Raw genomic sequence first — 19,964 nt, 5'->3', positions numbered from 1 at the left:
TTGTAGATATGGAGTTGTTTGCGAGTGAAGAGAATGCCAGATTCAAACAGCTGACGGGAGACTATTACTACAATAGATTCGAAGAAACCTTCCAACTGACAGGACCGGGAAAACCTGGACTAGTTCCCTGCGACAGTGAAGCATGGAATGGTGAGAGGGCTTGCCGGTTTCATGGAAGGGATCATCATGAAAGGTGCAGACGGTGAATTGTATGCAGCGATGATCGGGGAGCAGCCGGAAGAGATTCTGTACTTTACGACGGATGAGTCTTATCGTGATTACGTGCCGTATACGATCGATTCGTGGGTGAATGGGTTGTCCGGGTATCGTGAGGTTTATATTGTAGGTGATTGATTTAGCTTGAAAAGCCATTTCCTTTTTGCAGGAGGTGACTTTTTTCGTGTAGGTTCTAGTTCCGCAAGGTCTAGAAAAATGTGAACAATAAAAGAATTAATTTTCCGAAAATTGTTGAAATTTTAAAAGTAATCGCTTACAATATAAGAAACTTTCAATTTGTAAGTTGGAAAGGGGGACCTGAATGATAGAAGAAGGTTCGATTGATAAAGAAGGAGTCATTCCTATTTATCATCAGTTGAAAAAGATAATCATCCAACAGATAGAGAAAGGGGAGTGGAAAGTCAACGAGCTCATTCCTTCTGAAAGAGAGCTTACCGATCACTTAGCTATCAGCCGTATGACTGTGAGACATGCAATCAATGATCTCGTCAGTGAAGGTGTGCTTTACAGGAAGAGGGGCAAAGGTACTTACGTTGCCAGACCGAAGATCAATCAGGGTCTGACGAAGTTGTCGAGTTTCACGGAAGATATGGAGAAGCGCGGGTTGAAGCCACGATCGAAAGTATTGCATATTGAAGAGATCGAAGCCGACAAGGAAGTAGCCGAGAAGTTGAATCTTAAGGAAGGAGATAGGGTGGTTGAAGTGTTCCGACTACGTCTGGCTGATGAACAGCCGATGGCATTGGAGAGGTCATTTCTCCCGGCAGATAAAGTTTCTTCTCTGAAGAGTCTCTCTCTAGAGAATAAATCCTTGTACAAAGAATTGCAGGAGAAGTACCACCTGAACTTAGCCTCTGCGACTCAGACGATTGAGATATCCTATCCTGTCAATCCTTCAGATGCCCGGTATTTGGAGATTGATCTGGATACACCAGTACTGCTTATAGAACGTCGAACATACAGCGAAGATGATACACCATTAGAATACGTACAATCGTTTTACCGTGCTGATCGTTATAAATTTTCCATCGAAATGGATAAGTGATAACCGAAAACGTCGGTATTTTTTTATTATCTTTTAACTGGTATAGACGTGTTGATGAGTGTATGACCAGTACTATTACCGAAAGGGTGAGTTGATGAGTTCACATTTGAAACTTTCTTTTGAAATCTGGCCGAATATGCCATGGGGTAGGCTTGAGATTGCTGGACCCGCTTCGAACAGCTGGGGAGACAAATCAATCGACTGGTGTATCAATCGTATAGCTGATTATGGGTATGAAGGCTTCGATGTCGTCTATCCGAAGATTATGGAATTGAGACCTCATGAATATGAGGAAGAAGTGAAGCGCATTCGATCAACGATGACGAAGCGGAATATCGCTTTTCCCTCAATTGCCTGTCATACGACTTTTGTTACACCGAGACACTTCGACCGGGATAACGGGATCGCCAAGTTCAAAAAGGCGATTGATGCTGCTGCGGACATGGGAGCGGAGACAGTCGTAACACTTGTAGGAGATGGTTATTATGATCCTCCCCTCTACAATGTGATGACGAGAAAAGAAGCGTGGCATCAGGTCGTGACGGCCACGAGAGAAGCAGCAGATTATGCGAAACAATATGACATTGATATCAGTATCGAATTGATTCAGGGAACAATCATCAATGATATAGCTTCTATGCTCAAGCTTTTCGAAGAAGTGGACAGGCCGAATGTTTATTGCTGTGTAGATGTTGGCACCTTCTATACAACGGTGAAGCCGAAGATGCCTATCAAAGAAGCAATCAGGAAGCTTGGTGATCGTATCAAAGTTGTCCACGTTAAGGACGAGGTCGGCTTCCCGAATATCATGCAGTCTCAGCACGTGTGGTTCGGCGGAGGATTCGTGGATTTTTCGGAAATGGCTGAAGCGCTGAAGGAAGTAGGCTACAGTCACTACAACGCGGTGGAATGGGAGGCCTGGCAAGCAGGAGGGCTGTTCGGTGTAGGGGAGCCTTCAGGAATAGGGTTAAGTGATTTCGACCGCGTCGCAGAAGAATCGAAAGAGTTTTTGGAAGAGTTCGGATGGGGCCTCAAAAAATGAGCGTTGAGGTAGAAGAGCTTCTGTTCGAGATGATAAAGATCGAAAGTCATCAGGAGACGGAAGGGCACGAGCAGCGTTTTGCTGAGTTTCTGAAAGACTACCTGGAGAAAGAAGGGGTGGTGGTGGAGCTCAGGGAAGTGGTGGATGGTAGATGTAACCTGATTGCCACTGTCGAAGGTGATGACCCGGGTCCTGTCCTTATGTTGAACGGACATATGGATACGGTCCCACCCTACGATATGGAGCACCCTTTTCAGCCTTACCTTGAGAATGGACGCATATACGGGCGTGGGAGTGTCGATATGAAAGGGGCACTTGCGGCGATGACCGTCGTGACGAAAGATATTTATCAAAACCGAGAGAATATGAGAGGAACACTTCTTTTTACAGCTACGATAGGTGAAGAGAATTACAGTCCAGGAGCCTATGAATTAGTGAAAGATGGAGTAAGAGCTGATTACGCTATTGTCGGTGAACCCACAAATATGGAAATCGGAATCGCCCATAAGGGGGTGGTGTGGGGAGAAGCCATTTTCGAAGGAGAAGCGGTACACGGAAGTACGCCGTTCAAGGGAATCAACGCTATTTATAAGGCGACGGATTGGATACAGAAAGTTAGAAGAGACTACCTGCCTCGTATCAGACAAAACAGGCATGCGCTGCTCGGGGAAAGCACGATGAATATCGGTGAAATTTCTGGAGGTACCAGACCGGTCATTGTACCTGCCAGATGTGAAGTGAAGTTCGAACAGCGACTTCTGCCGGGAGAGAAAGAATCTGATGTGATCGATGGTCTGCAGCAGATGATCGAAGAACTGAAACAAGAGGATCCCGAAATGAAAGGGGTGGTTCATGAATCAGCGGTATTTAATGGTGTTCCTCATCGTTCTCTCGAGACCGATTCGAATAGCCGGATTGTACACAGTCTGAAAAGGGCATACTCCAAGGAATTTGACCAGGACACAGAAGTTATTGGGCTGGGATTTTGGACAGACGGAGCATTATTCGGGGAAGTGGATGGAGTGGATGTCGTTGTCTGTGGACCCGGCGATATAGCACAAGCACACTCGGACAACGAATTCATCGACAGGGACCAGCTACAGGCTGCATACCGTATGTACTATGACGTTGTAACAGATGTGTGCAAGTGAGGAGGAGATTATTGGAACATATCAAAGCACTTGTATGTGTGAATTGCGGGCATAAGCACGAAGTGGACATCATCTACGAATGCAAGCTTTGTGGCCATAGCCTGGATGTGGAATATGACTACGAGATGATTTTTTCAGAGGAAAAAAAGTTGTTCAAAGATGAGTGGCCGGGGATCTGGAAGTACAGAAAACTGTTACCTGTGACTGGTACTACAGCACCAGTATCTCTCGGGGAAGGGAGAACCCCGTTCCTCGAAGGCGAAACGTTAGCGGAAAAACTGGGGGTATCTACTGTCTTTCTGAAAAATGAAGCAGGGAACCCGACCTTATCTTTTAAAGATAGGCCTCTATCGGTGGCCTTGACATTGGCTAAAGAGAGAGGGATAGATAAGGTGGTGACGGCTTCTACGGGGAATACGGGGGTGGCCGCTGCTGCTTACGCTGCGAGAGCAGGGATTATGTGTGAGATCTGCGTTCCGGAAACGACGCCTCAGGAGAAGCTGACGATGATGGAAGTGTTCGGCGCTGAAATCAAAGCAGTGGAAGGGACATTCAGCGACGCTTATGACATTGCGAAGCGTGTAGCTCTTGAACAGGGATGGCTCAATTTGACATCGACGTTTTTGAATCCTTATGCGATTGAAGGAGACAAGACGCTTGCTTATGAAATTTATGAGCAGTATGGCGAAGTTCCTGACCATATCATCATCCCGATCGGTGCAGGTCCACTACTTGTTGGGTGTTACAAAGGGTTCCAGGAGTTGAAGAAAGCGGGGATGATCGAGAATCTTCCTAAGATGGTAGGTGTACAGGCAGAAGCATGTGCCCCGATTGCCAAAGCGTTCGAGCAAGGGGAAGAGAAGGTAGGTCCGTGGAAAGTGAAAGAAAAGACGGTAGCTGGCGGCATCGCAGATCCTTTGACGAGCTATCCGGATGACGGAACAAGGACGCTTGAGACGATCAGGGAATCCGGTGGAGTGGCTATCGCTGTCTCTGATGATGAAATAATGAGGGGATTATCATTACTGGCTGAGTCTGAAGGAATATTCGTAGAACCATCTTCTTCGACGGCTATCGCTGCTTTAAGGAAGATGGTCGATGGTGGAGGGATGGACTCGGATGAAAGTGTGGTATGTGTCTGTACTGGTCATGGCTTGAAAGATGCATCAGCTTTAAAACAGGGGAGGAAATAAGATGAAGAACAAAAGGAACAGGTTTGTCTGGTTGAGTGGTTTCATGCTTCTTTTAGTACTTGTTATAGCAGGATGTTCCGGCGACAATACCGGTGGAGATGAAGATGGAGGAGATAATTCCGGTGATAGTGAAGGCGGTGTCACAGAAGTAACACTTTGGCACATGGAAGAGCCGCCACAAAGGGTGGAACGATTTAATCAAGTTATCCAGCAATTCAATGAGGAACATGATGATATTGAAGTGAAACCCCAGGTGCAGAGTTGGGATGATGCTTATTCTCAGTTCCCTGCAGCGATTCAGGCCGGGAATGGTCCTGATTTATTGTTCACCCTTCCGGATTACACGACGCTGATCCAGGACTTGGGCGTTGTACAACCGATGGATGAGATTTATGAATCTTTGAATGAAGAGCATGGGTTCACAGAATCAGCTATTACTCCTTATCAGTATGATGACACGACGTGGGCGCTGCCTATTTTCGGGATGGTACAGGCTCTATGGTACCGGGCAGATTTCCTTGAAGAAGAAGGATTGGAAGCTCCGCAAACGTGGGAAGAACTAACGGCAGCTGTACAAGCACTTGATACAGAAGATCGTAACGGTATTGCGCTTCCTGCATCGAAGTCACTGGCTACCGATCAGGTCCTCTATACGTTCATGATCACTGCAGGAGCCAAAGATATTATTGATGGCGACAATAATATCAATTTCAATCAACCTGCAACGGTGAAAGCGTATGAGATGTATGCGGAGCTTCTGGAATACTCTCCAAATGACAGTAACACGTATACATGGGGAGAGCCACAGGCACAGTTTAACTCAGGGAATGCCGCTATGGCAATCGAAAAGGGCCAATATTTGGCACCATTTGAAGAAGAATCCGGAAGACCGGCAGAAGACCTGGGTGTAGTTCCTATGCCTGTGGCTGAAGGCGGAGAAGAAGGAAGTATCTATTATTCTAACGGGATCATGATGCTGACAGAAGATGAGCAAAAGCAGGAAGCGATCAAAACGTTCTTCGATTACCTATATACACCTGAGAACTATGCAGAGTTCATCAATGCAGAACCTGGATTGTTCCTACCTGTGACAGAATCGGCGATGGAATCGGATGCTTATTGGAGCAACGAAGTCGTTTCTCAATATGAAGAAGAAGTCCGTACGTTAATGGACATTGCAGAAAACGGGGCATTGTTCGGGTTCACGGATGGAGTGTCTTCTGAAGTCGGTCAGATTTCCGGTCCGAACATTCTAGCTGATACCCTCGGGCAGATGATATCCAATGGCATGAGTGCCGAGGAAGCTGTCGAATGGGGACAGCAACAGATGGAGGCAGCGATAGAATAAATAGTTTATTTTCATTATGGTCCGGAGAATCAACGTGAGAATTTCTCCGGGCCTTCATTGAAGGAGGGGAGCCGTTGAGCGAAAGGGAGGCTGTACTGATGGTCGCTAAACAAACGCGGGTAAGAAAAAAGAAGAACAGGATAAGGAAAGCGATGCCTTATCTGCTTGTAGGTCCGCTGGTTATCTGGATATTATTGACCGTGTTCCTGCCCCTCAGTTCTGTAATACGGGAAAGCTTTTACAGTACAGGGTTCGTCGGAACACAGGGAGATTTCGTCGGTTTTGAGAACTATATGAATGTATTCGGCTCGGCTGCTTACTGGGGAGCCTGGCAGAAGAGTCTGCTTTGGGTCGTCGGTAACATGGTGGTGCAAACGATTCTTGCTTTTTCGGTGGCACTGCTTCTGAACAACAATCGTAAAATTTCACAGATGGCGAGGACATGGATGATTATTCCATGGGTGATTCCGACTATCGTCGTCGCGATATTCTGGCAGTGGATTCTGAACGGTTCCTACGGGGTTCTGAATGATGTGCTATTATCCCTCAACATTATCGGGGAGCCTTTGAATCTGTTGGGCGATTCGACGTGGTCACTGTTTGTCATTATTTTCATCAATTCATGGCACTGGTTCCCTTTCCTTGCGGTTATTCTATTGGCAGGTCTTTCGGGAATCCCGAAAGAATTGTATGAAGCTTCTGCGATGGACGGAGCGAACAAGTGGCAGGAATTCTGGAAGATTACGCTCCCCTCGCTGCAACACACCACTTTTGCGCTGGGGCTTGTCGGGACATTATGGATGTTCAATATTTTCGACCTGATACATTCCCTGACAGAAGGAGGTCCGGCGGGGACGACGACAACCGTACCCGTTCTCATCTATCAGGAAGCCTTTGAGAGTTATAATCTTGGAAATGCTTCCGCTATGTCCGTGGTTACGGCTCTATTCCTGATTATGTTTGCTGTATTGTTCGTCCGTTTTGCTGCACCGAAGGATTAAGGGGGGAAAGAATTTATATGAAGCTATTTAAATGGATCTATGGGATTGCGCTCGTATTGTTGATTGCTTTCCCTTTCTACTGGGTGGCCATCTCTTCTTTCAAATTGCCGGATCAGATTCTGCAGGCGGATTTCTGGCCGAAAGAATGGACGCTTCAACACTATAACGAATTGATCAATGCGACCCCTTATTTGACGAATTTGAGGAACAGTCTGTTCGTTTCATTCGGAACGATGATCATCACTACGGCGCTGGTGGTGCCTGCTTCCTACGCTATTTACCGGATGGAATTCAAGGGAAGGAAGTTCTTCTACTACCTGATTCTGGCTACTTTCATTTTTCCGACGATGCTATTACTGGTTCCTGTGTACAACCTTATGTCTGGTGTCAATCTGATTGATAACCTGTGGAGTCTGATCATCATCAACGTTACGTTCGCCGCACCGTTTGCGACGTGGTTGATGAGCGGGTTCTTCAAGAGTATCCCGCCTTCGTTGGATGAATCTGCTGCAGTAGACGGAGCAGGACAACTGAGGATTCTGTTCCAGATTATCTTGCCTCTTATTGCGCCTGGACTGGCGACGATCGCTGTGTATTCCTTCGTAGTATCCTGGACGGAATTCGCATTCGCTTCTGTTCTCATATCAAGTGAGGCGAACCAGGTGCTCACCGTAGGGATGAATCAGATCATGGGTCAGTACACCGTACGCTGGGGATGGACGACAGCGGGTGGCATGCTCACAGTGATTCCTGTACTGATTTTCTTCGGGATTGTAGGTAAGTATTTCGTACGCGGACTGACAGAAGGATCGATAAAGTAGAGGTGGTTAGGTGATGTCTACCATTAAAATCGGAATCATAGGAGCCGGACGATTCGGACGTCTTCATTTGAATGTTCTTTCCGAGCTTCCAGGATGTGAGGTCGTAGCGGTGGCTGATATATCTGAAGAGGCACTGCAAAATGTGGAAAAAGAATTCGATGTCAAGAAAACGTATGTGGATGCCAACGAAATGATAAATGATGAAGAAGTGGACGCCGTCGATATCGTAAGTGATGAAAGTACCCATGGTGCATACGCAATAAATGCTTTGAAGAGTAACAAACACGTATTCATCGAAAAGCCGATAGCGACGAGTGTACAGGAAGCGAAGCAAATTGATGAATTGGCCAAAGAGAAAGGAAAGCACGTACTGGTTGGGAATATAAGCAGATTCAGCTCTCCTTACTATTCTATTTACAGGGCGGTGAGAGAAGGAAGGCTGGGGAAGGTAGCGATGATCCGTGCGAAGAGGAATTTCAGCAAATCCTGGTTCGCCCATTTCGGAAAAAGGGTTCACCCGGTATATGAATCCGGCATTCACGACATTGATTTGGCGCTATGGTATGCCGGGAGTCCATGTGTAGAAGTATACGCTTCTGAAAGAAATATAAGCGGATTCAAGCACCCGGATCTCTTTTCTGCCGTGCTTACCTTTGAAAATGGAGTGATTGCTTCTATTGATTCGTCCTGGCTTTACCCTGAAGGCGGGCCAAGAAACCTGGTGGAGACGCTTGAGCTCGATGGAACGATTGATGCAGATATAGAAGTGATTGGAGAGAAGGGAACGGCGACGTATGCTCTGAACCATCCCGGATATTCTATCAACACGGAGACAAGAACGGAACGCCCTGCATTGACTCTATGGTCGACAGAGATTGACGGTATTGGAGGAGCGATCAGGTCTGAATTGAATTATTTCCTGAGGCTGATAGAAAGAAAGGAAGAAAATGAGATTGCTCCTGTTTCGGATTCAGTGGAAGGTCTCAAGATAGCTGATGCCATTGTGCAGTCCGCGGAAGAAGGAAGACCAGTGAAATTCTGAAGGAGGACAGGCGAGTGAGTGTATATGAGCGTCTGAAAGAATTGGAAATAGAGGTTCCCGTGATTGAGCCAAGGTTCACATTCGTACCGGGAGTTCAAGTCGATAATTTATTGTTTATATCCGGCCAGACCCCGGAAGTAGGCTCAGAAATGAAATACGTAGGGAAGCTCGGCGAATCGATAGATATAGAAGAAGCAAAAGAAGCGGCCCGGCTCGCTGCACTGAATTGTCTCGGTGAAATTGAATCGGTGCTCGGGTCTCTTGACCGTGTCGAACGATTTGTCCGAGTAATCGGTTACGTACGATCGGCAGAAAACTTCGGAGAACAGCCTCTAGTAATCAATGGAGCTTCTGAGCTGTTGATTGAGGTGTTCGGCGAAAAAGGGAATCACGCAAGAGCGGCTCTCGGTGCCGGGGAACTTCCTTTCGGAGCGCCTGTGGAGCTCGAGATGATTGTGCAAGTCAAGGAGTGAAAAGATGAGAATAAATGAGCACGTGTCTATCGTTGCCAGTGGGAAGATGGGAATGGATTGGACGCACCCTTCTGATTGCAATGTGTATGTGCTTCAGAGTGAAGGGGAAGCGGCTCTTATTGATACCGGAACCGGGGAGTCGATAGAAGCTATGTACCTTCATCTGAAACAGGAGGGGATAGATCTTGAGTCCATCACCTATATATTCCTGACTCACATTCACGCAGATCATGCCGGCGGGGCTTCCAAGCTGAAAAGAGATCTAGGGTCAGAGGTATATGCCAATGCAGAGGCTCTCTCTGTTCTAAAAAGCGGTGATGAGGAAGCCATCGATCTATTGCAGGCGAAAAAAGCCGGATTTTACCCTGAGACGTATCGTTTCGAGGGATGTGAGGCTTTGCCTTTGAAAGAAGGAGACCAGTTTCAAATTGGCTCCCTGAAAGTAACGGTTTACGACACCCCAGGTCATTCCAGGTTCGATATGGCTTTCCACGTACAGGGAGAAAATGCGGATTATCTGTTCAGTGGAGATACTGTGTTGTTTGATGGCAAGATTTCTATGCTTTATACCAAAGATTTCTCCATTCACGACTTATCAGAAAGCATAAGCAAGCTATCCCGGCTGGACGTAGAAGTGCTGCTTCCGGGTCACTTCCAGCCTGCCCTGAAAAACGGGAATGCGCACATCACGAAAGCGAAGGAAACATTCGAGAACATGGGGATTCCGAAAAACATTATAGAGTAGGAGGAAGGGCTGTGTTGCAGGAGGACTACAGTAAGAAGATAAACGAGCTTTTAAGTGACGTGGAGCATCACCAAATGAACGTCATAAGACAAGTTTCGAAAAGAATCGCTGACTCTATCCAAAAAGACGGATTGGTGCATCTGTTCGGATGCGGACATTCTCACATGCTTGTAGAAGAGGTGTTTTTCCGTGCTGGAGGTCTTGTGCCGGTAAATCCGATGTTCGAAACCAGTACCATGCTGCATGAAGGGGCTGTAAAAAGCTCCCAGATTGAAAAGATGCAGGGATACGCTGAGCACATACTTAAGAATTATCGCGTGAAAGAAGGAGAAGTTATCATCATTATCTCTACTTCTGGTATCAATAGTCTTCCTATCGAAATGGCGATGGAAGCGAAAGAGAAAGGACTGACTGTCGTGGCGCTGACCTCTACCTCATACAGAGACAAGGAGTCCCGTCATCCTTCCGATAAAAAACTTGAAGATGTAGCGGATTACGTTATAGACAACATGATTCCTTATGGAGATGCTCTTGTCGAAATAGGAGAAGACGGTACGAAAATGGGACCAGGGTCTACGGTGATCGGCGCCTATGTGATGAATTCAATGATGATGCAGGTAGTGAAGGAACTGAAGGATAGGAATATCGATCCTCCTGTATTCGTGAGTGGGAATGTCGAAGGTGGCATGGAATACAACCATGCCCATATTGAGAAATATAAAAATCGTATCAAACACTTGTAACATTAGGAGGGACCTTCCACAGTGACAGCTACCGATAAAGTGTTATTGGCCATTGATATAGGTACATCCTCTGCCAAGTGTGTGGCTATGAATAAGAAAGGCGAGCTTGTGGCGGAAGCTGCTGAAGGCTATTCCACTTCACGACCGCACCACCAGTGGGTGGAGCAGAGCCCGGAGTGCTGGTGGACAGCGGTTTCTCACGTTATAAAGAAGTGCGTCGGGAAGCTTGAAGAACCACAAGTCGAGGGGATTTCTCTATCGGGGCATATGAGTGCGCTAGTGCTAGTGGATGGCAGTGGAAGCGTGCTTCGCCCCAGTATCCTTATCACTGATAATCGTTCTACTCGGCAAACGGAGCATTTGAATGACCTGTACAAAGAGGAATTCATCAAGCATACAGGCAATCAGCCTATGAATGCTTTCACAGCTCCAAAATTACTGTGGGTAAAAGAAAACGAACCGGAAATTTTTGCAGCAATTGATAAATTAATGTTTCCGAAGGATTACATTCGCTACAAACTTACCGGCGAAATAGGAACGGATCCTACAGACGCCGGAAATAGCCTGTTGCTGAATGTGAAGGAAAGAAAGTGGAATGAGGACTTGATTCAGAAGGTGGGTTTACCGAACAGGATTTTCCCAGAGATTCACGAGTCCCTGACTGTATTCGGGTATGTTTCTGATGAAGCTGCCCGTGAAACCGGGATGGTACGTCGTGGTACACCAGTAGTCACCGGAGGAGCTGATATGGCGTGTAGTCATATTGGTACAGGGGCTTATCTTCCGGGTACTAGTGCTATTACGTTAAGTACTTCCGGGCAGGTGGTGATGAGTGCAGAAGAAATAGACGAAAAAAAATCCGGTAAGGTTACCTACCACCCAGGAGCTGTGATGGGAACAATGTATGCGATGGGTACTGTCTTCACCGGAGGCCTAGGAGTGGAATGGGGATATAAACTCCTTTACGACCGGAAGGAAATGAACAAGGGTGATTACGAACGAATTGATGAGCTCTCTGAAGAGATGAAACGGTACCCTCCAGGTAGTGAGGGGCTTGTTTTTCTACCATTTCTAGTGGGAAGCAGCACTCCTTATTTCGATTCCAAGGACAGAGCTGCATGGATAGGGCTGACGATAGGGCAGCGCAAGTCTCTCCTTCTTCATTCTATTCTTGAGGGGATTACATTCAATCTGCAGGAGAATTTACACGTGCTACAGGGCTCCCGGGATGAACAGCCGGACATTTTCCTCGGTGGTGGAGGAAGCCGGAATGATGTGTGGGTCCAGATGATCGCCGATGTGACCAATTCGGAAGTGAAGAGACTTATTTCCACAGATGGATCGACGATGGGAGCTGCTATTATCGGCGGTGTGGCGTTGTCCTGGTTTCCATCAGTGGAGGAGGCTCTAGCGGAAGTGGTGAAAGCGGGAGAGGAATTTGTTCCTGATGTGTATAAGCATTACCAATACAGAAACCTTTTCGAAGGGTACCAGACGCTATATAAATCTTTGAATCACTACTATCACAAGTATAGTTAAAAACAACAAGTATAGGTTTCAAAACACGTGAAGGAAGAATCACGTGTTTTTTGTTGGTTTATTTTCAGAAATTTTCAACAAGGTGTTGTAAAACGCTTTCATATATATTATTATTAACTAAATCGATTTACTAAACCGATTTAGTAAAACAACTATGCAGGGACAGGAAGAGGATTACATGATGAAAAGAGTGACGATGGCTGACGTTGCGAAAGAAGCGGGAGTCTCTAAGAGTACCGTGTCGCAATATTTGAATCAGCGCTATGAGTTCATGGGAGAGAAAACGAAAAAGCGTATCGAAGAAGCAATCGGAAAATTGGGGTATCAGCCTAATATGGTAGCTAGATCACTGAAACAAAAATCTTCAACGACCATAGGAGTAATTGTGGCGAATATATCCCACGAGTTTTCCACCCGAATCATTCAGGCGATTGAGGCACAATTCCATCAGGCAGATTATCACGTCATCGTCTGTAATGCGGAAGATAAGCCTGAAAAAGAGAAAAAATATATCGATATGCTGCTTGCCAAGCAAGTGGACGGTCTCATTATCTTTCCGACAAGCACAAATGTAAACGTATACAACGAGTTGAATCTTCAGGATTTTCCTTTGGTATTTCTAGATAGATCAGTTCCAGAGGTGGACGTTCCGACAATTATGCTTGATAACAAGCAGGCGGCTTGTCTCGCGGTGCAGGAACTTTATCAAAAAGGATATGAGATGCTGGGCATTCTCACCAACTCCACAGAGTACAACGTTACTCCAAGGGTGGAGAGGATCGAAGGGTTTAAGCAGGCATGTCGGAAGTATGGTCTTCCGGTACAGGAGAAGTTCATCCAGGGGGTCGCTCTAGAGAATATGACTGAAAAGATTCATTCGATAATGATAGGAGAAGATCCTCCAGACGCTCTAGTGGCGGGGAACGATCTAGTATTGATGGAAATCCTCACTTATGCGAGGGATCACCACCTTCGTATTCCGGAAGATCTTGCCATCATAGGCATTGATGATATTTCCTTCGCCTCTATCTATAATCCGGCGATTACAACTATCGCTCAACCGGTAGAGAAAATGGGGCATAAGGCTGCAACTTTACTTATTTCCAAAATCGCAAAACAAAAACAGACACAGGACGAAATTGTACGTTTTCCAGCAACGCTTATTTCAAGAAGTTCATGTTAGGAGGGCTAGTTGATATGGAAGAGATTATTCGAACAATCAGTAAGGAAGTATCAGGAGTGCTGGAAAGAGTCTCCGAGGAGAACGCAAGGGAGATTGCTTCAGGACTTCATAGTGCGAACCGGATTTTCATAGCAGGCAATGGTCGCTCTGGTCTCGCCGGTAAGATGTTCGCGATGCGACTTATGCATGTCGGTTATGAAGTGTATGTAACCGGGGAGACGATTACGCCGAGCATTACAGCAGGGGATGCGTTCCTGGTGATTTCAGGATCAGGGAACACGAAATCTCTTGTAGATCTGGCGGATAAAGCAGCGGAGGCAGGAGCTACCGTTTACACGGTAACGACCAATGCCACATCAAAGTTGGGAGAATTGGCCGAGAAAGTGCTCGTCCTACCTGCTGTTACAAAAGCGGTTGATACAAGAGAAGCTACCATTCAGCCATTGGGTAGCCAGTTCGATCAAAGCGCCCATCTGCTGCTTGATAGTCTCATCGTTTACCTGACACGAACCTTCGCTGAAGGTAAGGAAGAGACTTGGAAAGGGAAACACGCCAATTTAGAGTAAGGAGGGATTTTATGTCGATTCAGAAGGTTATGGAAGGGAAGGTTGTGGCTGTGATCCGTAATTCGACAGCAGATAACATTATCCCGATCATCGAACGATTATCGGAAGGTGGCGTTAACGCCGTGGAAATCACGGCCGAAACAAAAGGGTTCACGGAGATTCTCAATAAAGCGGTCGATTACTTTGAAGATTCGGAAGTACTTATAGGAGCAGGTACCGTCAATACGGTACGAGAGGCAAAAGAGGCATTAGAAGCAGGGGCTGCATTCATCGTATCACCTGCGCTGAATGAAGAAGTGGTGAAATACGTTAAGGGGAGAGACGGTCTGATGATACCGGGTGTGCTGACTCCATCGGAAGTGATGGAAGCCTATCACTTAGGAGCTGATATGGTGAAGATTTTCCCGGCAAGCGTCATGGGGCCTTCTTACATAAAAAGTATCCGGATCCCGCTTCCGGATATCCCTATTATGGTGACAGGGGGAATTCATGAAGGGAATATGAAAGAGTTCTTCGATGCAGGTGCCGCTGTAGCCGGGCTTGGCAGTGAGCTTGTAGATGCCAGGAACCTTACGGATGAAGCACTCGGAGAAATAAGTGAAAAAGCCGGTCGTATGAAAGCTTTGGTCCAATAATTATCTGGAGGGAATAACACATGAAAAAATTATTCGGTTTGTCTTTATTGATTCTTATCGTTGTGCTTAGTGGTTGCGGAAGTTCTTCAGGTGAAAGTGGGGGAGACGGCGAGGAACCGCTTAAAATTATTGCTGCTCATAACCAGACGGATCCGGAGAACCCTTATCAGGATGGTCTTCTCGCATTTAAAGAATCCGTAGAAGAGCAGTCAGGTGGAGACATTGAAGTGGAAGTTCACGCGGGTACACTTGGTACGAGTGAAACAGAACTTGTCGAGAAACTGCAGACAGGCGCAGCTGATGTAGTACTGGTTTCCCCGGGATTTATGACATCTAGCGGTATCGATCAGGTCGATCTCTTCGCTTTCCCATACCTGTTCAATAGTTATGACCATTGGGAGAAGACGGTTCAAGGCGAAGTCGGCGATGAAATGGCTCAGATCATCAAAGAAGAATCGGACAACGATTTCCGTATGCTAGGGTACTGGACAGCAGGTGTACGTCACTATTATGGCGATGAGCCGCTTCAGCAAATGTCTGATATCGATGGGAAGAAAATGCGTACACAAACTTCAGGTGTCGTAGCGGATTTCTGGAAACAGACAGGAGCTGTACCGACGTCCGTAGCATGGGGTGAATTGTATCAGGCGCTGCAGCAGGATGTTGTGGATGCAGCTGAAAACGCTTACCCTTACTTCGTGCAGCAAGACCATCACAAAACACCGAACGGCAAATTCATCACAGAAACCGGTCATGACTATACTACACGCTTTCTATTGACCAGTGGAGATTTGTACGATGGACTAACTGATGAACAGAAAGAAATCATCGAAGAAGCTTCCAAGGCTTCTGTAGAAGCAGAATGGGAATCTCTTCATTCACAGGAAGAAGAATATAAACAGCAGGCGATTGAAGAGGGCGCAGAAGTGAATCAAATTGATCGCCAGCCGTTCATTGATCTTGCCAAGCCACTGCAGGATAAAGCTGCTGAAGAAATCGGTGTAACGAATCTATTAGAGAAAATAAGAGAAATCGGAGAATCGACAGAGGAGTAAAAACTGGGGCACTGCTCGTGCCCCTGTTCTATGTAGGAGGTGCGACAGATGGCTAAGGCTGTTCATATTATCGAAAGAATACAGACGGTTATAGGACTATCATTCCTGACTTTATTTTTCGGCGTCCTATTGTATCAGATTATCACTCGACATCTCGGAATTTCTGTTATCTGGACGGAAGAGTTGGCCAGTTATTCGTTCGTTTGGTCGGTGTTCATGGGAGCGGCAGTTATGGTCAATAGGAAGGAACATTTCAGTTTCGATATGCTGGTCAAAAAGTTGAAAGGGAAATCCCTTCTCGTTTTACTGACGGTGAATGATATCATTCTGCTTGTGTTCAACAGTGCATTGTTCGTCTATGGATTACAGGTTGTCCGTGAATTTTGGAATAACGAATGGATAGCTCTTTCGTTTATGAAAATGGGCTATGTATGGATCGCTATTCCGCTTATGGCAGGTACAATGATCATTTATACGCTTCATCATCTAATCAACAGATTTCAGAAAGTGTCGAAACAGGGGGTGGAATCATGGGAGTCTTCTTAGTAGCTATATTCGTTCTATTAATGCTCATTGGCATTCCGATAGCTTTCGTAATTGGGATTGTCGCTCTTATGGGTATCGTTAACATTGAATATATTCCACCTATGACTGTACCTATGAAAATGCTGAATGGTCTGGATTCATTTGTACTGTTGGCCGTTCCGCTCTTCATTCTGGCTGCAAACCTCATGAACTCCGGGAAGATTTCACAGAAACTGGTCGATTTCTCGATGGCAATCGTCGGGCATATACGCGGTGGGCTTGCTCAGTCCAACATTTTAGTTTCGATGTTGTTTGCCGGCGTTTCCGGAGCATCCCAGGCGGATACGGCTGGGGTAGGGAAAATTCTTATTCCCAATATGAAGAAAAAGGGCTATGACAATGAAACGGCTGTAGGAGTGACAGCAGCTTCTTCCACAATCGGAGTAATCATCCCTCCGAGTATTCCGATGATCATATTTGCAGGTATTACGAATGTCTCAGTTGGGGCCCTATTTCTCGCAGGGATTGTTCCTGGCGTACTTATTGCGCTTACCATGATGATTTTCGTTTATTTTCTCGCTCGTAAGAATAATTATGAACGGCAGGAGCGAGCCAGTCTGAAAACGTTCTTGAAACTGTTCGGAGATGCGATGCCTGCCCTCGTCACACCAATCATCATTGTCGGGGGGATTGTTACCGGCTTCTTCACAGCCACGGAAGCTGCTGCAGTCGCATCTGTCTACACGCTTCTTGTGAGTATGTTCTACTACAAGACGTTGAAGGTTAAAGACCTGCCGAAAATCTTCTTCGACACACTGGCTCTTAGTTCCTTGTCATTGTTCGCTTTGGCGGCAGCCAGTGCGCTCGGTGAATTGATGAGTTATTATCAGCTCGGCATGCACGCTCAATCCTTCTTTGATAACTTCATTGATGCCAAGTGGATGTTCTTGCTGATTACTATTGCTTTCTTCCTTGTCATCGGTACGTTCATGGATGCGATTCCGGCGATGATACTGTTTGTTCCGGTAATCATGCCGGCAGCGATGCAGTTCGGTGTCAGTGATGTCCATCTCGGTTTGATTGTCGTAATGACGCTTGCCGTCGGACTTGTCACACCACCGTACGGATTATGTCTGTTGCTTGCTGCCAAGATAGGGAAATTACCGATAGAGCGGTCGTTTAAAGCAGTCACGCCTTATATCGTCATTGTTCTTCTGGTGCTCGGCTTCGTCGCCTTCTTCCCGGAAGTAGCGATGTATATACCGAAGCAGCTCAACCCTGATCTGTTCGGAGTGACACAGCTATGATGAATCATAAACAGAAAGCGGCGGAAGCAGCCCTTTCCTACGTAAAAGATGGCATGACGATCGGACTTGGGTCCGGGTCCACGGCAGAAGCATTCATCCATATGCTTGCCGGCAGGGATGTTATCGGAGTCGCAAGCTCCCGGAAAACGGAGAAACTCGCCGCTTCTATCGGAATTCCTCTGAAAGAAACGGACGAGATAGACGTAGCGGTGGATGGTACAGATGCCATAGATGCGTCACTGAACCTTGTAAAAGGTGGAGGAGGCTCGCTTGTCCGTGAAAAAATCGTTGGACGGCAGGCCCGTGAGTATATCATTATTGCGGGAGAAGAGAAGTGGAGGAACACGCTCGACGGGGAGACTATTCCGGTCGAGGTCGTTCCTTTTCTTTTTCAGGGAACAAAGAAATTAATCGACGAAATAGGAGGTGCTTCTTCTCTCCGTTGTGATGGAAAAGGGGATCCATTTGTTACGGATAACGGTAATCGTATTTTGGATGTTTATCAAGTTCAGGGTGTACGTGCATTTCACGAGGAAGTGATTCGGTTGCCGGGAGTAGTCGATACAGGCGTGTTCCCTGAGTTGGCGGATGCTGTCATTCTCGCTGGAGACACAGTGAGAACAGAAAGGAGACATAAACTATGAAGGATGTCATTACCATAGGTGAAGCGATGGTCGTCTTCAATCCCGTGAAAACGGGACCGTTGAAGTTCGTACCTTCGTTCGACAGAAATATTGGAGGAGCGGAGTTGAACGTTATGCTGGGTTGTTCGCGACTAGGTCTCAGCACCGGTTGGATAAGCAGTCTTGGTGACGATGAGTTTGGTACATTTATTCAGAATTTCGCCCGGGGGGAAGGTGTCGATGTGTCGGAAGTGAAGCGGACGGAAGATTATCCGACCTCTCTCAACTTTAAAGAGATCCGGGAAGACGGGAGCGGTAAAACATTCTATTACCGCAGTCAGACACCGACGCGTGCTCTTCGAAAAGAAGAACTGAATGAAGACTATATAAAGAATTCCCGTGTTCTTCATGTTACCGGCATTTTCCCTGCGCTTCACGAGGGCGCAAAAGAGTATATGAAAGAAGCGGTGGCGATTGCGAAACAGAACGGGGTTACGGTTGCGCTCGATCCGAATATCCGACTGAAGCTGTGGAGCAAAGAAGAAGCGAGAGATACGCTGAAGGATTTCCTACCTGAGGTGGATATCCTGCTTTCCGGTAAAGAAGAAATGGAACTGATCTTTGAAACGAAAGATGAAAAGGAAATGTTCGCTCGAGCAGAAAGGTTTGGCATCAAAGATATCATCATCAAGGATGGGAGCAACGGAGCTTCCGGGCGTAGAGGGGGAGATAGGCATCATGAAGATTCCCGCCCTCCTCAGAAAGTGGTGGACACCGTGGGAGCAGGAGACGGCTTTGATGCCGGCTATTTATATGGTTATCTTCAGGGTTGGGACCTAGGGAAATGTCTCCGATTCGCAAATACCATCGGCTCCATGGTCGTCAGTGTCGTAGGGGATAACGAAGGGCTCCCTTATTTGTCGGAAGTCCAGGAAGCACTCGGCGAAAAAGAAATGATCGAGAGGTGAGACGATGAAACTGCAGGTTGCACTCGATCGGATGTCAAGGGAAGCATGCCATTCGGTTTTGGAAGAAACGAAAGACTATGTCGATATCATCGAAGTCGGGACAGGGGTCATCAAAGAGTACGGAATGGACATCGTCCGTGATTTACGAGAGTCGTACCCTCACCATGAGATTCTAGCAGACATGAAAACTTGTGATGCTGGAAAGGCGGAGACGCTACAGGCCTTGGAAGCTGGAGCTGATATTACGACGGTAATGGCATTTTCATCGGAAGCAACGATAAAAACGTGTCTTGAAGCAGCCCATGGAAAAGGTCGTGTCATGATTGATTTGCTGGGCGTGACGGAACGGTCGAAAGTGGAGCGTCTCAGGAGTATCGGGGTCGATTTCGTCAGCCTTCACATAGGGAAAGACCAGCAACAAGGCGGCGGTATCTCCGCAGAGTCGTTCTCTGTTGTAGCCGAAACAGGTGTACAAGTCGCAGTGGCTGGCGGTGTGTCACTGAAGACGATAGACGAGGTTGTCGGAGAAAAACCGGATGTCGTGATTGTCGGTAGTGGTATTACGAAGGCCGATGATCCGAAGGGAGCGGCTCGCTTGTTCAAGGAAGCAATGACATAGGAAAGTTGAAGAAGTATCTTTGAGTGGTGAAGGAAGCTTCACACTTGGAGATGCTTTTTCTATTGGGGGAAGCACGGTGGAGGGTTTTCAAGTAATATTTGTG

At 46.7% G+C, this 19,964-nt stretch carries 22 protein-coding genes; all 22 read left to right on the top strand.

Annotated features, from left to right (window positions below; translation table 11 throughout):
* The first annotated feature begins 147 nt into the window (after nucleotides 1-147).
* Complete coding sequence (locus BLQ44_RS06665) at nucleotides 148-354, top strand: hypothetical protein (protein ID WP_093193108.1); 207 nt, start codon at nucleotides 148-150, stop codon at nucleotides 352-354.
* 184 nt (nucleotides 355-538) lie between these two features.
* On the top strand, nucleotides 539-1,282 hold the full coding sequence (locus BLQ44_RS06660; protein WP_093193107.1) for a GntR family transcriptional regulator: 744 nt from the start codon (nucleotides 539-541) through the stop codon (nucleotides 1,280-1,282).
* Nucleotides 1,283-1,376: 94 nt separating this feature from the next.
* A complete protein-coding gene (locus tag BLQ44_RS06655; RefSeq protein WP_093193106.1) occupies nucleotides 1,377-2,324 on the top strand; it encodes a sugar phosphate isomerase/epimerase family protein in 948 nt (315 codons plus the stop codon).
* On the top strand, nucleotides 2,321-3,475 hold the full coding sequence (locus BLQ44_RS06650; protein ID WP_176757452.1) for a M20 family metallopeptidase: 1,155 nt from the start codon (nucleotides 2,321-2,323) through the stop codon (nucleotides 3,473-3,475). The genes BLQ44_RS06655 and BLQ44_RS06650 overlap by 4 nt, the downstream gene beginning before the upstream one ends.
* A gap of 11 nt (nucleotides 3,476-3,486) precedes the next feature.
* On the top strand, nucleotides 3,487-4,668 hold the full coding sequence (locus BLQ44_RS06645; protein WP_176757451.1) for a threonine synthase: 1,182 nt from the start codon (nucleotides 3,487-3,489) through the stop codon (nucleotides 4,666-4,668).
* 1 nt (nucleotide 4,669) lies between these two features.
* A complete protein-coding gene (locus BLQ44_RS06640; protein ID WP_093193103.1) occupies nucleotides 4,670-6,016 on the top strand; it encodes an ABC transporter substrate-binding protein in 1,347 nt (448 codons plus the stop codon).
* Between the two features lie 74 nt (nucleotides 6,017-6,090).
* Complete coding sequence (locus BLQ44_RS06635; protein ID WP_093193102.1) at nucleotides 6,091-7,017, top strand: carbohydrate ABC transporter permease; 927 nt, start codon at nucleotides 6,091-6,093, stop codon at nucleotides 7,015-7,017.
* 17 nt (nucleotides 7,018-7,034) lie between these two features.
* A complete protein-coding gene (locus BLQ44_RS06630; RefSeq protein ID WP_093193101.1) occupies nucleotides 7,035-7,838 on the top strand; it encodes a carbohydrate ABC transporter permease in 804 nt (267 codons plus the stop codon).
* Between the two features lie 13 nt (nucleotides 7,839-7,851).
* Nucleotides 7,852-8,880: a Gfo/Idh/MocA family protein gene (locus tag BLQ44_RS06625; RefSeq protein ID WP_093193100.1), complete on the top strand. Its 1,029-nt coding sequence runs from the start codon at nucleotides 7,852-7,854 to the stop codon at nucleotides 8,878-8,880.
* Nucleotides 8,881-8,894: 14 nt separating this feature from the next.
* Nucleotides 8,895-9,353, top strand: coding sequence for a RidA family protein (locus BLQ44_RS06620; RefSeq protein WP_093193099.1), 459 nt, complete (start codon nucleotides 8,895-8,897; stop codon nucleotides 9,351-9,353).
* Between the two features lie 4 nt (nucleotides 9,354-9,357).
* Nucleotides 9,358-10,098 (top strand): MBL fold metallo-hydrolase, encoded by a 741-nt coding sequence (locus BLQ44_RS06615; RefSeq protein WP_093193098.1) that lies wholly within the window; start codon nucleotides 9,358-9,360, stop codon nucleotides 10,096-10,098.
* A gap of 11 nt (nucleotides 10,099-10,109) precedes the next feature.
* A complete protein-coding gene (locus BLQ44_RS06610; RefSeq protein ID WP_176757450.1) occupies nucleotides 10,110-10,841 on the top strand; it encodes a sugar isomerase domain-containing protein in 732 nt (243 codons plus the stop codon).
* Between the two features lie 21 nt (nucleotides 10,842-10,862).
* On the top strand, nucleotides 10,863-12,380 hold the full coding sequence (gene xylB / locus BLQ44_RS06605; RefSeq protein WP_093193096.1) for a xylulokinase: 1,518 nt from the start codon (nucleotides 10,863-10,865) through the stop codon (nucleotides 12,378-12,380).
* A 178-nt stretch (nucleotides 12,381-12,558) separates the two neighbouring features.
* Nucleotides 12,559-13,563, top strand: coding sequence for a LacI family DNA-binding transcriptional regulator (locus BLQ44_RS06600; protein ID WP_245688113.1), 1,005 nt, complete (start codon nucleotides 12,559-12,561; stop codon nucleotides 13,561-13,563).
* Between the two features lie 14 nt (nucleotides 13,564-13,577).
* Entirely contained in the window at nucleotides 13,578-14,129 is a 552-nt protein-coding gene (hxlB, locus tag BLQ44_RS06595; protein WP_093193095.1) for a 6-phospho-3-hexuloisomerase, read from the top strand.
* 11 nt (nucleotides 14,130-14,140) lie between these two features.
* Entirely contained in the window at nucleotides 14,141-14,764 is a 624-nt protein-coding gene (locus tag BLQ44_RS06590) for a bifunctional 4-hydroxy-2-oxoglutarate aldolase/2-dehydro-3-deoxy-phosphogluconate aldolase (RefSeq protein WP_093193094.1), read from the top strand.
* A 20-nt stretch (nucleotides 14,765-14,784) separates the two neighbouring features.
* On the top strand, nucleotides 14,785-15,819 hold the full coding sequence (locus BLQ44_RS06585; protein ID WP_093193093.1) for a TRAP transporter substrate-binding protein: 1,035 nt from the start codon (nucleotides 14,785-14,787) through the stop codon (nucleotides 15,817-15,819).
* Between the two features lie 48 nt (nucleotides 15,820-15,867).
* Nucleotides 15,868-16,365, top strand: a complete 498-nt coding sequence (locus BLQ44_RS06580; protein ID WP_093193092.1) for a TRAP transporter small permease — start codon at nucleotides 15,868-15,870, stop codon at nucleotides 16,363-16,365.
* Nucleotides 16,350-17,651, top strand: a complete 1,302-nt coding sequence (locus BLQ44_RS06575) for a TRAP transporter large permease (RefSeq protein WP_093193091.1) — start codon at nucleotides 16,350-16,352, stop codon at nucleotides 17,649-17,651. Before BLQ44_RS06580 ends, BLQ44_RS06575 begins: the two co-directional genes overlap by 16 nt.
* Nucleotides 17,648-18,295, top strand: a complete 648-nt coding sequence (gene rpiA / locus BLQ44_RS06570) for a ribose-5-phosphate isomerase RpiA (protein WP_093193090.1) — start codon at nucleotides 17,648-17,650, stop codon at nucleotides 18,293-18,295. Before BLQ44_RS06575 ends, rpiA begins: the two co-directional genes overlap by 4 nt.
* Nucleotides 18,292-19,242 (top strand): sugar kinase, encoded by a 951-nt coding sequence (locus BLQ44_RS06565; protein WP_093193089.1) that lies wholly within the window; start codon nucleotides 18,292-18,294, stop codon nucleotides 19,240-19,242. The genes rpiA and BLQ44_RS06565 overlap by 4 nt, the downstream gene beginning before the upstream one ends.
* Nucleotides 19,243-19,246: 4 nt before the next feature.
* On the top strand, nucleotides 19,247-19,861 hold the full coding sequence (gene hxlA / locus BLQ44_RS06560) for a 3-hexulose-6-phosphate synthase (RefSeq protein ID WP_093193088.1): 615 nt from the start codon (nucleotides 19,247-19,249) through the stop codon (nucleotides 19,859-19,861).
* The last annotated feature ends 103 nt before the right edge of the window (nucleotides 19,862-19,964 follow it).

Source organism: Salimicrobium halophilum, assembly GCF_900100295.1.
GTDB lineage: Bacteria > Bacillota > Bacilli > Bacillales > Halobacillaceae > Salimicrobium > Salimicrobium halophilum.
This window is presented reverse-complemented; position numbering and strand designations above follow the sequence as displayed.

What these genes read in the sequence shown, in the direction of transcription:
- BLQ44_RS06625 (WP_093193100.1), top strand. Translation starts at nt 7,852, where the DNA reads ATGTCTACCATTAAAATCGGAATCATAGGAGCCGGACGATTCGGACGT.
- BLQ44_RS06640 (WP_093193103.1), top strand. Translation starts at nt 4,670, where the DNA reads ATGAAGAACAAAAGGAACAGGTTTGTCTGGTTGAGTGGTTTCATGCTT.
- BLQ44_RS06655 (WP_093193106.1), top strand. Translation starts at nt 1,377, where the DNA reads ATGAGTTCACATTTGAAACTTTCTTTTGAAATCTGGCCGAATATGCCA.
- BLQ44_RS06565 (WP_093193089.1), top strand. Translation starts at nt 18,292, where the DNA reads ATGAAGGATGTCATTACCATAGGTGAAGCGATGGTCGTCTTCAATCCC.
- BLQ44_RS06615 (WP_093193098.1), top strand. Translation starts at nt 9,358, where the DNA reads ATGAGAATAAATGAGCACGTGTCTATCGTTGCCAGTGGGAAGATGGGA.
- BLQ44_RS06590 (WP_093193094.1), top strand. Translation starts at nt 14,141, where the DNA reads ATGTCGATTCAGAAGGTTATGGAAGGGAAGGTTGTGGCTGTGATCCGT.
- BLQ44_RS06580 (WP_093193092.1), top strand. Translation starts at nt 15,868, where the DNA reads ATGGCTAAGGCTGTTCATATTATCGAAAGAATACAGACGGTTATAGGA.
- hxlA (WP_093193088.1), top strand. Translation starts at nt 19,247, where the DNA reads ATGAAACTGCAGGTTGCACTCGATCGGATGTCAAGGGAAGCATGCCAT.
- BLQ44_RS06630 (WP_093193101.1), top strand. Translation starts at nt 7,035, where the DNA reads ATGAAGCTATTTAAATGGATCTATGGGATTGCGCTCGTATTGTTGATT.
- BLQ44_RS06600 (WP_245688113.1), top strand. Translation starts at nt 12,559, where the DNA reads ATGATGAAAAGAGTGACGATGGCTGACGTTGCGAAAGAAGCGGGAGTC.
- BLQ44_RS06650 (WP_176757452.1), top strand. Translation starts at nt 2,321, where the DNA reads ATGAGCGTTGAGGTAGAAGAGCTTCTGTTCGAGATGATAAAGATCGAA.
- BLQ44_RS06665 (WP_093193108.1), top strand. Translation starts at nt 148, where the DNA reads ATGGTGAGAGGGCTTGCCGGTTTCATGGAAGGGATCATCATGAAAGGT.
- hxlB (WP_093193095.1), top strand. Translation starts at nt 13,578, where the DNA reads ATGGAAGAGATTATTCGAACAATCAGTAAGGAAGTATCAGGAGTGCTG.
- BLQ44_RS06575 (WP_093193091.1), top strand. Translation starts at nt 16,350, where the DNA reads ATGGGAGTCTTCTTAGTAGCTATATTCGTTCTATTAATGCTCATTGGC.
- rpiA (WP_093193090.1), top strand. Translation starts at nt 17,648, where the DNA reads ATGATGAATCATAAACAGAAAGCGGCGGAAGCAGCCCTTTCCTACGTA.
- BLQ44_RS06660 (WP_093193107.1), top strand. Translation starts at nt 539, where the DNA reads ATGATAGAAGAAGGTTCGATTGATAAAGAAGGAGTCATTCCTATTTAT.
- BLQ44_RS06585 (WP_093193093.1), top strand. Translation starts at nt 14,785, where the DNA reads ATGAAAAAATTATTCGGTTTGTCTTTATTGATTCTTATCGTTGTGCTT.